Source organism: Vibrio sp. 10N.286.49.B3, assembly GCF_002873395.1.
Lineage (GTDB): Bacteria > Pseudomonadota > Gammaproteobacteria > Enterobacterales > Vibrionaceae > Vibrio.
Genome location: NZ_MCUV01000011.1, coordinates 17,419 through 31,729, shown reverse-complemented (window position 1 = coordinate 31,729; position 14,311 = coordinate 17,419). Strand labels below are relative to the sequence as shown.

Annotated in this window: 11 protein-coding genes; 5 read left to right on the top strand and 6 right to left on the bottom strand. The window is 40.3% G+C overall.

Translation table 11 applies throughout. From position 1 onward, the window contains the following. The first annotated feature begins 2 nt into the window (after nt 1–2). The 3 genes from BCU68_RS05980 (at nt 3) to atzF (ending at nt 6,194) form a co-directional block, all read left to right on the top strand. Nucleotides 3–644, top strand: a complete 642-nt coding sequence (locus tag BCU68_RS05980) for an urea amidolyase associated protein UAAP2 (RefSeq protein WP_241901283.1) — start codon at nt 3–5, stop codon at nt 642–644. Nucleotides 645–732: 88 nt separating this feature from the next. Beyond that, on the top strand, nt 733–4,368 hold the full coding sequence (gene uca, locus BCU68_RS05975) for an urea carboxylase (RefSeq protein WP_102563882.1): 3,636 nt from the start codon (nt 733–735) through the stop codon (nt 4,366–4,368). 5 nt (nt 4,369–4,373) lie between these two features. Further along, nucleotides 4,374–6,194, top strand: coding sequence for an allophanate hydrolase (gene atzF / locus BCU68_RS05970; protein ID WP_241901282.1), 1,821 nt, complete (start codon nt 4,374–4,376; stop codon nt 6,192–6,194). A gap of 123 nt (nt 6,195–6,317) precedes the next feature. Here the strand turns inward: atzF and BCU68_RS05965 are convergent, their stop codons facing one another. The 3 genes from BCU68_RS05965 to BCU68_RS05955 all read right to left on the bottom strand — a co-directional run bounded on the left by BCU68_RS05965 (nt 6,318) and on the right by BCU68_RS05955 (nt 9,078). Beyond that, nucleotides 6,318–6,743, bottom strand: coding sequence for a septal ring lytic transglycosylase RlpA family protein (locus BCU68_RS05965; RefSeq protein ID WP_102563974.1), 426 nt, complete (start codon nt 6,741–6,743; stop codon nt 6,318–6,320). Between the two features lie 297 nt (nt 6,744–7,040). After that, nucleotides 7,041–7,664 (bottom strand): isochorismatase family cysteine hydrolase, encoded by a 624-nt coding sequence (locus BCU68_RS05960; protein ID WP_102563881.1) that lies wholly within the window; start codon nt 7,662–7,664, stop codon nt 7,041–7,043. Nucleotides 7,665–7,674: 10 nt separating this feature from the next. Next, nucleotides 7,675–9,078: a nucleoside recognition domain-containing protein gene (locus BCU68_RS05955; protein WP_102563880.1), complete on the bottom strand. Its 1,404-nt coding sequence runs from the start codon at nt 9,076–9,078 to the stop codon at nt 7,675–7,677. Nucleotides 9,079–9,305: 227 nt separating this feature from the next. Here BCU68_RS05955 and BCU68_RS05950 point away from each other — a divergent pair, with 227 nt between their 5' ends. After that, nucleotides 9,306–10,202: a LysR family transcriptional regulator gene (locus BCU68_RS05950; protein WP_102563879.1), complete on the top strand. Its 897-nt coding sequence runs from the start codon at nt 9,306–9,308 to the stop codon at nt 10,200–10,202. A 46-nt stretch (nt 10,203–10,248) separates the two neighbouring features. Here BCU68_RS05950 and BCU68_RS05945 read toward each other — a convergent pair whose 3' ends face one another. Beyond that, nucleotides 10,249–11,298: an ornithine cyclodeaminase gene (locus BCU68_RS05945; RefSeq protein ID WP_102563878.1), complete on the bottom strand. Its 1,050-nt coding sequence runs from the start codon at nt 11,296–11,298 to the stop codon at nt 10,249–10,251. Between the two features lie 183 nt (nt 11,299–11,481). Between BCU68_RS05945 and BCU68_RS05940 the strand changes: the two genes are divergently transcribed. Further along, on the top strand, nt 11,482–11,895 hold the full coding sequence (locus BCU68_RS05940) for an Lrp/AsnC family transcriptional regulator (protein ID WP_102563973.1): 414 nt from the start codon (nt 11,482–11,484) through the stop codon (nt 11,893–11,895). A 647-nt stretch (nt 11,896–12,542) separates the two neighbouring features. Here BCU68_RS05940 and BCU68_RS16915 read toward each other — a convergent pair. Further along, nucleotides 12,543–12,713 carry a hypothetical protein gene (locus tag BCU68_RS16915; protein ID WP_157935167.1) on the bottom strand — a complete coding sequence of 57 codons (171 nt, stop codon included), beginning with the start codon at nt 12,711–12,713 and terminating at the stop codon, nt 12,543–12,545. Between the two features lie 451 nt (nt 12,714–13,164). Continuing rightward, nucleotides 13,165–14,265, bottom strand: a complete 1,101-nt coding sequence (locus BCU68_RS05930; protein WP_102563876.1) for a M20 family metallopeptidase — start codon at nt 14,263–14,265, stop codon at nt 13,165–13,167. Nucleotides 14,266–14,311: the final 46 nt, after the last annotated feature.

Below are 14,311 nucleotides of genomic sequence, written 5' to 3'. Positions count from 1 at the left end.
GAATGATGATTGTAGAAAGTGCATTAAAAGAAGAATTGGCTGTACGCCGCGATACTGTCCTTGCTGGCGATTACTACATGAAGGTGATTAAAAAAGGCCAAACGATGCGTATTCTTGATACTGAAGGTAACCAAGCTGCTGATACCTTGTTCTATAGCGCAGAAGATCCAACTGAGCGTTATAGTGCAATTGATACTATTCGTGAGCAAGGTAATGTGTACTTAACGAGTGGCACACAAATCCTATCAAATCAAGGTAATGTGATGTTAGAGATCGTTGCTGATACCTGTGGCCGCCATGACACATTAGGTGGGGCTTGTGCGACGGAAAGTAATACAGTGCGCTATGCCATTGATAAAAAGTGTATGCACTCTTGCCGAGATAGCTGGTTACTTGCCGTTGCTGAAAATGAGCAGTTTGGTATGTCTAAGCGTGATATTACTCATAACATCAATTTCTTTATGAATGTCCCAGTAACACAAGAAGGTGGATTGACCTTTGAAGATGGGATTAGTGCTCCTGGTAAATATGTTGAATTAAAAGCTCATATGGATGTCATTGCTTTAGTTTCAAACTGCCCTCAATTAAATAACCCATGTAATGCGTATAACCCAACACCTGTTGATATCTTAGTCTGGAACTAAATTGCGCCTATCACTGAACTAAGAGCCAGGGACGACCCTGATAGTGCTCAATTTTCCACCGGGACGACCCGGATCCACGGATAGAACTATGTCGACTCGAACAACAAAAGAAAAAACACCAACAGAACAAAAAGGGTTTAGTAAAGTACTGATTGCTAACCGTGGCGCGATTGCATGCCGCGTGATCAGAACGTTAAATAAAATGAACATTCTTAGCGTAGCTGTTTATAGTGATGCTGATTCAGATAGCCTGCATGTTTCACAAGCAAGCGAAGCCTACTCATTAGGTGCTGGCGGAGCAAAAGATACCTACCTTGATATTGATAAAGTCATTGCGATTGCCTTGCAAACAGGTGCTCAAGCCGTTCACCCAGGCTACGGATTTTTAAGTGAGAACCCTGACTTTGTAAAACGCTGTGAACAAGCAGGCTTAGTCTTTTTAGGTCCAACACCAGAGCAAATGAATACATTTGGTCTTAAACATTCAGCAAGAGAAATCGCAGAAAATGCCAATGTTCCTCTACTTCCAGGCACCAAACTACTGACAGATAAAGCAGAAGCATTAGATCAGGCAGAGCAAATAGGGTACCCGGTTATGCTGAAGAGTACCGCCGGTGGTGGTGGTATTGGTATGGAGTGTTGCCATAGTCCAAAAGAGCTAAATGATGCTTTTGACTCAGTTAAAAGGTTGAGTGAAAACAACTTTAGTAACAGTGGTGTGTTTTTAGAGAAATTTATTCAACAAGCACGTCATATTGAAGTGCAAATTTTTGGTAATGGTGAAGGTTACGTTACCGCTCTTGGTGAGCGCGATTGCTCAGCTCAGCGCCGTAATCAAAAAGTAATTGAAGAAACACCTGCACCAAACCTGTCACAAGAGACACGATCGGCATTACAGAAAACAGCCATTGATTTGGCGAAGCAGGTGAATTATCGCAATGCTGGTACCGTTGAATTTGTTTTAGATAATCAAACAGAGCAATTTTACTTTTTAGAAGTTAACACACGCCTTCAAGTTGAACACGGTGTAACAGAAGAAATATTTGATGTCGATCTGGTTGAATGGATGATTAAGCTAGGGGAAGACACCTTAGACTTACATGAAGTTAGTGCGAATTTATCACCTAATGGTCATGCTATTCAGGTACGTTTGTATGCAGAAGATGCGAATAAAAATTTCCAGCCATGCGCGGGTTTACTTAGCCATGTGGAGTGGGCGAATGTTAAAGGTTTAAGAGTCGAACATTGGATAGAGTCTGGTGTTGAAGTATCCCCATTTTTTGATCCTATGCTGGCAAAAATTATTGTCCATGGTGATGATAGAGAAAAAGCAATAAGCGGCTTACTAGAGGCATTAGAGAAAACATCAATTTATGGCATAGAGCATAATCAAAGCTATTTAAAGCAACTGCTTGTTAGTCCACTGGTTCAGAGTGGAGAGGTGTTAACTCGCTCCCTGAATGACTTTATTTATCAACCAACAACAATTGATGTTCTGAGTGGTGGCATACAAACGACCATTCAAGATTATCCTGGTCGCAAGGGCTATTGGAATATTGGTGTCCCACCTTCTGGACCAATGGATCCTTTAAACTTCCAATTAGCTAATCAACTTCTCAATAACAGCTCTGATTGTGCAGGCTTAGAGATTATCGTATCAGGACCAACGTTAAAGTTTAATGTTGATAAGAATATTGTTATTACTGGTGCTACGATTGACGCAAACCTAGATGGTAAACCCCTTATTGTTGGTCAGATTGTTAAAGTCACAAAAGGACAAATCCTTAAATTAGGCAAGATCACTGGCGCTGGTGCACGTAGTTACCTTGCCATTGAAGGCGGTATTGATTGTCCAGATTACCTAGGAAGTAAATCAACATTTACATTAGGGCAATTTGGTGGTCATGCTGGGAGAACATTAGTGGCAGGTGATGTTCTACACCTAATCAAAGGTCATGATAGCAATGTGCAAATTCCTCAAGCTTTATCTCTTCCTGATTTAAAAGATGAATGGCAAATTCGAGTCATATATGGTCCCCATGGCGCACCGGACTTTTTTACGGATAATGATATAAGTGCATTTTTTGACGCTGAATGGAAAGTACATTTTAACTCTAGCCGAACGGGTGTGCGTTTAATTGGACCAAAACCAGACTGGGCGAGAACTGATGGTGGTGAAGCTGGCCTACATCCTTCTAATATTCATGATAATGCCTATGCTGTTGGTACGATAGATTTTACAGGGGATATGCCAGTTATCTTAGGACCTGATGGACCTAGCCTTGGCGGTTTTGTTTGCCCTGCAACGATCATTAAAGCCGATTTATGGAAAATGGGTCAATTGAAAGCTGGTGATAAAGTCAATTTTGTTCCGGTATCAATAGAAAGTGCAGAACTTGCTGAGCGAGAGCAATTAAATCAAATTCAAGCAGTTGCTATAGCCCCTATGGATCTTGAATCAGCACCGATAACTTCGCCAATTATTAAAAGCCTTCCAGCAGATAAGTTTGGTGAACAAGTAGTTTATCGACCTAGCGGTGAAGATTACTTATTAGTTGAGTATGGTCCTCAGGTACTTGATATCCGACTTCGCTTTAGAGCCCATGCATTAATGCTCAAACTTGAAAGCTTAGCGGTTGAAGGCATTGAAGAATTAACGCCTGGCATTCGCTCTCTTCAAATTCATTATGACAACCTTAAGTTACCGCGTCACGATCTGCTTGATTTATTAGAGTCACTGGAAGCAGATTTAGGAAGTATTGATGAGTTAACCGTACCTGCACGAGTTGTTCATTTACCACTCTCTTGGGATGATGAGGCGACACGCTTAGCCATCAAAAAATATAATGAAGTAGTACGAAAAGATGCGCCGTGGTGCCCAGATAATATAGAGTTTATCCGCCGTATTAATGGCCTTGATTCTGTTGATGATGTTAAGAAAATTGTTTTTGATGCAAGCTATCTTGTAATGGGGCTAGGTGATGTTTATCTTGGTGCTCCAGTTGCAACACCGATGGATCCCCGTCATAGACTAGTCACGACAAAGTACAATCCTGCTCGTACGTGGACACCAGAAAATGCCGTTGGTATTGGTGGCGCGTATATGTGCGTATATGGAATGGAAGGTCCTGGTGGTTATCAGTTCGTTGGCCGTACGCTACAAATGTGGAATCGCTATCGCCAGACACAGGCGTTCACTAAGCCATGGCTATTACGCTTTTTTGATCAAATCAAATTTTATGAAGTTAGCGCGGATGAACTGTTGGACATTCGAGAAAAGCACCCTCGTGGTCAATACCCAGTTAAGATCGAGGAAACCACTTTTTCATTAGCGGATTATCAATCTTTAGTTGATGAGCATGCAGAAGACATTGCCATCTGTCGTCATCGCCAGCAAACGGCTTTTGAAGCTGAGCGTAAACGTTGGGAAGAATCAGGTCAGGCTAATTTCGTCGCTGAAGATATAAGTGATGAGTCCGATCAGGTACTAGAACTACAAGAGGGACAAGAAGCGATTGAAAGTCACGTCGCTGGTAATATTTGGCAAACACTGGTTGAGCCTGGTCAGAGTGTAAAAGAGGGCGATATATTGATGATCCTAGAAGCGATGAAAATGGAACTTGAAGTGGTATCGAGCGTTTCAGGCAAAGTGCATTCAATTTGTCAGCCTTCAGGGTCTCAAGTAAAAGCTGGCCAACCGCTTCTAGTTGTAGAGCAGGAGTAATAGACATGGATAAGCAAGGATTGACGACCATGAAAACATCACAAACAAAGTTTGATAGCTTGACGACACCAATGACAATTAGCCAACTGATTAAAAGCTATAAAAGTGGTGATATTGATGTTGCCACTTATCTGAAAGCTAAATGGGTTCAAGTTCAGAATGATGACCTTAATGCTTGGATAAGCACTATCTCTGAGCAGCAAATAGATATGTATATTGAAAGCCTGTTATCAAAAAATATAGAGTCACTGCCTCTGTTCGGTGTGCCGTTTGCGATCAAAGATAATATCGATTTTGAGCTATTACCGACAACTGGAGCATGTGAAGATTTTCGTTATACTCCTGAATCATCGGCATTTGTCGTTGAGCTACTTATTGCAGCTGGCGCAGTGCCGTTAGGTAAAACTAATTTAGATCAGTTTGCTACTGGACTTGTTGGCACACGTAGTAGTTTTGGTGAGACTAAAAATAGTTTTGATGCAGACTATATTTCAGGTGGTTCAAGCTCTGGTAGTGCCGTCAGTGTAGCAACCGATCAGGTTATGTTTTCCCTTGGCACTGATACAGCAGGGTCAGGACGTGTGCCTGCCGCTTTTAATAACTTATATGGTTTTAAAGCATCAAAAGGAATGCTGAGCTGTACTGGTGTCATACCAGCGTGCCGAAGCCTTGATTGTGTAAGCATCTTTACTAAATCTGCACAAGATCTCCCGCTCCTTTACTCCATTGCTGGGCAGTATGATGAGCAAGATTGTTATGCGCGAAAGAAGCCAGAACCTTGTGAGCTTGGTGCGTCAACATTTTCAGGTTTACGCATTGGTATTCCAAGTACTGAGCAGTTAGCCTTCTTTGGCAACGAGGAATATTCAGCGCTTTATCAACAGTCAGCACGTAAAATGGCGTCACTTGGGGCTGAGCTTGTTCCATTTGATTTATCTCCGTTTCTTGAAGCAGCAACACTATTGTATCAAGGTCCTTGGGTTGCAGAGCGCTACGTGGCGATTGAGGATTTCTTTAAAGCAACGCCTGAAGTATGTTTGCCAGTAATACAAGATATTATTGGTGGCGCTGAAGGCTTAACAGCGGCTGATACTTTTAAAGCGATTTATAAACTGCAAGAGTTCAAAGTTCAATGTGATAAATTAATGCAGTCTGTTGATGTCGTCTTAACTCCAACGGTAGGCACTATCTATACTATTGATGAAGTTAATGCAGAGCCAATTCGTCTTAATAGCAACTTAGGTTATTATACTAACTTTATGAACTTGTTAGATTTTAGTGCAGTAGCAGTTCCTGCAGATTTTGACTCTAAGGGGCTACCATTTGGCGTTACTCTATTTGCTCCTGCATTTTGTGATGACCAGCTGTTATCGTTAGCATCAGAGTGGGATCGTCACAGTGCATTACCCTTAGGAAGTACTGGGATTAGCTCTCAAATTAATTGTACTGATATCATGGTTTGTGGTGCCCACATGGAGGGTTTACCACTTAACTATCAGCTAGTAGAGTTGGGTGGAACATTAAAACAGGTCACTAAAACATCGAATAGCTATCGTTTATTTAAACTTGCTGGCAGCGCTCCATTTAGACCTGGTTTAATTAGGGATGAAGAAAATGGCGCTCAGATCTCTGTAGAAATCTGGTCTCTGCCAACCAATTATGTGGGGCAGTTTTTAGCTAATATCCCTCATCCATTAGGTTTAGGAAGTATTGAACTTGAAAGTGGAAAGTGGGTAAAAGGCTTTATTTGTGAACCTATTGGCATAAAAGGTGCTGAAGATGTAACGCATTACGGTGGATGGCGACAACTTATCAACCAAATTTAACCTTATTTAACCCTCAGTAACCTGCATTGCTGAGGGTTTTTTACTTACCTATATTAAGTCTACAATATCGTTTAATCTGCTCTATAAAAAAACAGCGAATGTTTAAGCGTTAGTTACTTGAGACTAGTGCTTATATCTAAAAGTATTACTATCATCAATGATCTCAATTTTTACAGGCTGTAACCCTTGTTTGATACTGGCTATTTGCTTAAAGGATTTGTGTGAGAGGTCAATGACTCGCCCTTTAACAAAGGGTCCACGGTCATTTATTTTCACATTGACAGATTTCTTATTGGCAGTGTTTGTAACCTTCACGATAGTCCCAAAGGGCAAGGTTTTATGCGCGGCAGTATAGGCATTCATATTATATCGCTCACCACTAGCAGTTAGTTTTCCATGGTATTGTTTGCCATACCAAGAAGCTTGGCCAGCAAGAGTATGCGACTTGGCATAGCTCCTTGTTTTATTGGTATCGATTGCTGAGGTTGAGGAGCAGCCCATTAGCAAAGTAAGAGTGAGAGCGGTAAAGATAAGGTTTAATTTTTTCATTATATAAAAGTACTCGATTTTCTTTGTGCCATGTTTATCTGTTTTGCCCGTATCGCTTAGAGCTAAAACATACAATTCGCTTATTTTTCCATGACCGACGCATTATTTAGTCATGGATAAGAAAACTTTAGTACTAAAAGTGTCAATTAAACAATTATCATAGTTTGTTATAGGCGAGAGTATTAAAACGGTGATTTTTCATTGTGTTGATTAATAGCGTACTTTCTAACAAAAAATGCCAAGCCAAAAAGTATCTTTAATGGCCTGGCAATGCGTTTAAAGTTTATAAATGACTTATTAGCTGGCTGATTGAACCTGATTTGACGCGAATAATTGCATCTCTTGAGTTGCCTTCTCTATAGTTGCTACAGCACCTGTTTGTAAGTATTCCATTGCTTCGAGAGCTCCTTCATGAGCTTTTAGTGAAGAGCCAGCAACACAATCTTCAACAACACGGCAGTAGTAGTCCATTTGATGGCCATCAACAAACGTATAATGAACACAGACATCGGTTAAACAACCACAAAGGAGTAAGGTATCTACCTTGAGCCCCTTCAGTAGGATTTCTAAGTCAGTGCCAAAGAAAGCAGAGTAACGGCGTTTTTTAATTAGATAGTCATCTGGGCGAAAATCAATTTCTTCAGCGCATATTTCAGTATTAGGATTGCTTTCTAGACAATGGATATCTTCGGAACCATCTAGCTCACGACCAAAATCTACTAAGTTATCACGATGGACCTCTTGAATAAATATTACGGGAATATTGCAGGCACGTGCTTGCTTAATGAGATCTCCAGCTAATGCCTTTCGCTCATCATAACGTTCCATATTAGGAATTGGACGTTCACGCTCAATAAATAGTTTACCTTGAACATCAATGACGATAAGGGCTGGATTTCCTTCAATAAATTTCTTTTTCATACTTTTCTCACTAAAACAACATGTGGGCACAAAATGCCATAAATGGGATAGAAATTAATACGCGTAATAGCCATAACACCGCAATTTTTGTGATAGATAAACCTATCTTTGCTTTAAGCATTAATACTGCTATTTCATTCATAAATACTAACTGATTAACAGCTACTCCTGCGATAACAAAGCGAGTTATTTCACTTTCAATACTGGAACCTACAATAACTGGCATTAGTATATCGATAAAGCCACTACAGATAGCTGCAGCAGCAGCGCTAGCTTCTGGAATCCCAAGTAATTTAAGGTAAGGCACGAGTGGAACAGAAACGACATCTAAAATATTAGTAAACTCGATTAATGACAGACCAAGACCACCAAAGAGCATCATTGCAGGGATAACTGTGATTGTTGTATCGATAACAAAATAAATAGCATCAGTGAGCATAGTTTTAAGAGAGCCTGCTTTTTCTGCACGCGTCATTCCATGCTCAGTGGCTGTGTGAAGTAATGAACCTTGGTAATCAATCCCATTATCCGCAGGATCTTTAAGCTCTCCGTTAATTAATGTGTTGTCTATCATGCGTAATGGTGGAAGGCGGGAAACAATCATCGCACAAACAACACCACATGCCAGAACACAGGCGTACCATGTTATAAAGTGAGCTTCTAAATGAACGAACTTTAAGATCACATAGGCGAAAGTGATTGAAACAATTGAGAAGTTAGTTGCTACAATTGCAGCTTCACGTTTGCTGTACCCACCGTTGCGGTATTGAGTCGCAGTCATTATTACCCCAACGCTGGAGGCTGATACCCAAGATGTCAAAGCATCAATAGCAGCACGACCTGGCAGGTTAAATGCTTTGTTAAAGAGTTTACTTATCATGACTCCAGTGAAGTCGGCGAGGCCAAAGTGTGTTAATAGTGGAAGTAATAAAGCGCTGATAAGGTAGCAACCAAACATTACAGGCGCAACATCGTTGAGTAATAGACCACCAGTATTGGTGTGCGAGATCCATTCTGGACCAAAGTCAAAATAGACCATTAATATAATAAGCCCACCTAATGCACGAACTAAAACCCACCTAAACTCAGGAAATAGAATTTTAGCAATAGGGTGATCATTATTGCGCACTTGCTTTGATAGCAAAGACAAAGGGTAAAGTAGGGTTGGTAAGACTGAAATAAGGACAATGAACTCCATTACTATAGGACTTAGGAGTCCATTAATTACTTCAATCAAGGTCGCTAAAAGTAGTGTATAACCGATGTCATTTTTTATTGGTGTAAGAAAAATCAGTGCGCCAAATAATGATGGAATAAAAAAGGTTAAAAAACGCGTTGATAATAAACTAGTGTATTGGTTTTGATGAACTGGATCAGGGATATTTTGTGGATCCAGTAGCTTTTCTCTCGTCATTGTAGACCTCCATTGTCAGCAATGTGTACGATTAATTGTCTAAGACAAACATTGATTACTAGGTTATCCCAGCATAGTGTTTGTGAGTAACGTTATGTTTTCACATCTGGTATGCAAAAAATGCACAGCTTCCGTTCTGTGTTTGCTTTTGCTAGAGTGAATGTTACTTAAGGTACTGAAAAACTTAATTAGTTTAATGTTAACTAATAATTAAAGAGTGAACAAGGATGTTAAAGCAGCTGCAGGATTTTCATTATTTTGATGCGATAGTAAAAGTAGGCTCAATTTTGGGGGCAGCAGAGACGCTAGCTATTAGCCCTACTGCATTGAATAGGCGAGTATTAGCTTTGGAGCAGGCTCTTGGTGTTGCATTATTTGAGCGAGAGGCTCGTGGAGTAAGGCTGTCGACAGCAGGTCAATATTTTTATAATTATGCTAAGACTCAAATTAATGAGTTTGAATGTTTTAAAAGTCAATTAGCAGACCTTTCTGGCGAGAGACGTGGGCATATAAAAATTGCTGCAAGCCAAGCATTGCTAACCACTTTTCTACCTAAGCAGATAGCTTGCTATCGGGAGCGCTATCCTGATGTTACCTTTACAGTTTATCGCCGAGATAGCCAGGATGCAGAAACGTCTTTGCATGAGTTAGATGCTGACATTGCGATTGTTTTTGAGCCATACTCAATGACAGGAATAGATACACTGCATAGTCAGCATCAAGATATATATGCACTCATGCGTGATGGGCACACATTAGCAAACTACGATAAAGTAAAAATGAGCGATTGCTTAGATTATCCTTTGGCAATGCCTGATAGGCGCACAGGGATAAGTCGAATCATGCATTTAGATGCCCATAAGTCGTTTTATAAGCTAACCCCTTATGTTTGTTCAGATAGCTTTGAGTTTCTACGCCACTATTGTGTATATGAGAATTGCATTAGTTTCCAGTTATCGATTGGGTTACCTGATAATCTAGCTGCTATGGGACTGATAGCTGTACCACTAGATAGAGGTTCTCGACAAGGAGGACACTTGCATGTTGTGCAGCTTAGAGGAAGGGTTTTGCCTGTTGCGACAACGAAGTTTTGTCAACAAGTTGTTACTGCATTGCAACCCTAATTGCCTCGTCAAAAGGCTCGATGAATAGCAATGCAGTGCGAATAAATTAGGCGGCGTTTTCACTTGCTGAAAGCGGAGTCAGTGATTTCATCATACCAAATAGATCCTTAGGGTTGTTCATATTTGGTATAAGATCTATTGTCTCTCCAATGCCTATCTCAATAGCCATATCGTAGATATAGCGTAGAACAGATAGATCTTCGAGAGCAAATCCTACAGAGTCAAATAGTGTGATTTGCTCAATATTATCACGCCCATTTTTATTGCTATTGATGACTTGCCATAATGGGTGTACTTGGTGTTCCAGCGGTAACTGTTGTATTTCACCTTCAACGCGTGTTTGCGGCTCATGCTCAACAAATATTTTAGCCTGTAACACGACTTCGATGTCTAATTCTGTTTTTCCTGGACAATCACCGCCAACAGCATTTATGTGAATGCCAGACTTTATCATATCTGAAGTTAGTATTGTCGCATAAGCTTTATCAGCTGTGACAGTAGTGATTATATCAGCATCTGCAACACAAGCTTTAGCCGAAGGAGCTTTAACCACTGTAAGATCGGGATAAGCAGCAAGGTGTTTAGCGAGTTTATCCATTGCTTTATCGTCGATATCAAAAATAGTTAATGTCTTAATCCCTAGTAAAGTGTGAAAGGCAATGGCCTGAAACTCACTTTGAGCACCACAGCCGATCATTCCCATATGGCTTGAATTTGGATTGGCTAAAGCTTTTGCTGCCATAACGGAAGTAACAGCAGTTCTAATCGCTGTAGCTATAGTCATTTCACTGATGAGGCGTGGAAAGCCAGTAGCTACATTTGATAGTGCGCCAAAGGCCATCACGGTTGATAAACCTTGTTTAGGGTTTGATGGATGACCATTTACATACTTAAAGCCAAAGTTAACATCATCGGCTACTGGCATTAACTCAATCACCCCTACCTGACTATGTGCAGCCGTACGCGGTGATTTATCAAAGCTTGTCCAGCGACAGAAATCTTGTTCCATATAGTTTAAAAGACCAGTCATAAAGGTTTCGATACCTTGAATTCGTACTAGGTTGCTTAGGGCATTAATATCTACAAATAGGGTCATGTGCAGCTCCGATTATGGTTAAGTTTGTGCGTATAAAAATAATACTGAGCTTCACTGCTAACAAAAAGTAGATATAATGTACAAATTTTCATTAAAATTTAGCATTTTGCTAGGTGTGTCTATCGTTTTGCATGGAAAGAGTGGCAGAGTGTGTATGGCGAGTAACCTATGGAGTTAAAGGTAATGGACGAATTAGACAAGAGGCTCTTAGCACAACTGAGAAGCAATGCACGTACACCTATGGTTAGTCTAGCTAAAATTTTAGGTGTATCACGAGCAACTGTGCAGAATCGAATAGAGAAGTTGGAAAAAAATAACACTATTTTAGGTTACACAGTTAAGTTGCCTCATGATAACTCAGGTGTACAGGTCATTATGAGCGTTGCTGTTGAAGCTAAGAAAGAGGCGACAGTACTTAAGAACTTGCAAGGTCTAAGTGAAGTGAAGTCTGTTTATCATACAAATGGGCAGTGGGATTTAATTGCTAATGTAGAAGCCGCACATTTGTCCCTGCTTAGTGGAGTTCTTAGTAAAATTCGCTCTATTGACGGTATAGTACAAACAGAGACGAGCTTATTATTAGATCAGGTTTTTTAGTACTTTATATTAATGAGCATCCTAAGATTGTTTTATTTATTTTGTAATCTAATAACCTTCAAAAAGCCTAATGATTGGGAAGAGCCACAAGAAAGATCGAAAATCTTAAATAGGTAGTTATAGTCGCCAATTAGGGAGGGCTTATTGAACCATTAATTGGCTATAGGACTCTTGAGATAAAGCAAAGTAAGGGATCAGAGATTGTTTGTGATGCTGTTTGATGAATATTGTTAATGTTTGCCATCACGTTAGTCACGTAACCATGGTTGACCTGCCATTTTTATCGTTGGAAACCACGGGAATAAAGCGAAATTGAGTCATTTCATTGGAAAGTGGTTCAAACTCTTTTCGATAGAGGATCTCGTTTTCTGTCGTCACACCATAAAGTAGGGTGACGCTCTGTTTTATTACGTATTACTAGGTGGTTTCTAGGCGTAAATATAGAGGGGGGCAGTTCATTATTCCTCCGAGTTAGATTTTTATATTAAAGCAGATTCATATTTGTAGCCCTGATTTTACAATAAAAATGGCACAGAAAGACGAGATACTATTGATAGATTTACCACATGATAACGCCCTAATAGTCAATGAGGGCTTTTTCTGAAAGTTTGTTAATTATTAGAGCCACTGATAGAGCGATAACATTGTTACTGAATAGTTGTGTATGCGTCAAACTGCTCTTTTTGAAGCGCTTTCAGTTTAGGGTTAAAGTAGTGGACTTCACCGCTATTTAAGTCTTTCAGGTAAGGGAATACTGATAGACGACTTTGTTTATAAATAGCTTCCCAATCTTCTGCTGTACGGTCGAAATTTTCCATTAATATCTATTATAAACTTGAATGTGACGTTACGATGTAACCTGTAGGGTGCTAGTTAAATGCGTTAACCGCTTTCGTCGCGAGTCTTGTGAGTTTTATTGATGAGCTTTCTAATACTAAATTCGATTAGGCTCAAATTGCCGCTAAATTAACGCTTTGGGTCAGGATATTTAAAATGGATTCTAGCTCATTTTTTACTTTTTGGCACAAAGTCAGGTCGCATTATGCAACCTTTAAACTCAGATAAAATAGTAATCTGATTGATTTCTGCTATTTTTATTTCACCCTTAGATTGTCTTCAGTATGGTGAGCATTTAATGTTACGGCTATATTCTCTTTGATTTTAACGCAATTGAAAGAGGGGAGTGAGGGCAGAAATTAAGATAAGAATAAGTAGGGGGCAACTTAAAGTTTAACGCTAGCTGCCCGCTAATGCGACTGTGTTTTTTCCTTAAGCGTGATGATAATACTCAAGAATAGCCGTAACTTCTGTTATTCGACGTTTAAAACTGGCTTTAGACGCGCGTTCATGCTCGGTATGATCACCATCACCAAAAGGACCAAAACCATCCAAAGTCGGAACACCAGCCCCTGCCATGATATTCGCATCACTCACCCCACCTCGTTGTTCAGTCTTTAGTGGGTAGCCTAGCAGCGTCGTTATCGTATCGAGTAGTACTTGTTGGTCTGCGGTAGGCATCATAACATCACGCTGTAACCCACCGCTGATAGTCGCGATGACGCCATCGACACCATGGCAGTGAATTAGAGATGGTATCGCATTTAAAACGCGTTCTTGTTCTTGTGGCTGAGTAAATCGTGCTTCAACCATTAACTCTGCATTAGGAGAAATGGTGTTGGTACTTATTCCACCTTTAATTTTTCCTACGTTAACCGTTGTACCTTGATCGGTGTTGGTCAACTCACTCAGTTCGATCAGTAATTTAGCTGCAGCAAGATTGGCATTTTTTCCTAGATGGTAATTGTTACCTGCATGGGCGGCGACTCCCTTTAACTCTATACAGAAAGTTGCGACGCCTTTGCGACCAACAACAACCTCATGTGTTGGCCCTGCAGCTTCAAAGTCGAGACAGGCATCATAGTGTTGAGCTAGTTGTCGGGTGACAAATTTGCTGTCATCACTGCCCGTTTCTTCATCACTGACTAATAACACATCAATATTGCGGATCTGACCATTTTTTTGAAATATATTGCGCAAAGCACTCAAAGCGACAAAATTGCCCCCTTTCATATCACAGGTCCCTGGCCCATATACCCAGTCTTTATCTTCTCTGAAACCCTCGAAAGTTCCTGGAGGAAAAACGGTATCTAAGTGACCAAGCAAAAGGATGCGAGGAGCATGCTCATCATGTTGCGAAGTAAACCACAGGTGGTTTCCAATGTTCTCGCGGTGGAAAATTTCGATATTAAAGCCCAACGATGTCAACCATTCTGACATTACCTCTCCGTTACGATCAACGCCTTCCTTATTTCCCGTCCAGGAGTTTATTGAGATCAGTGTTTGTAGGTCAGCGAAATTGATAGTTCCCATTACTTATTCCTTTCACAAATCTTTAATGTTTTTTTATCGAGATAAT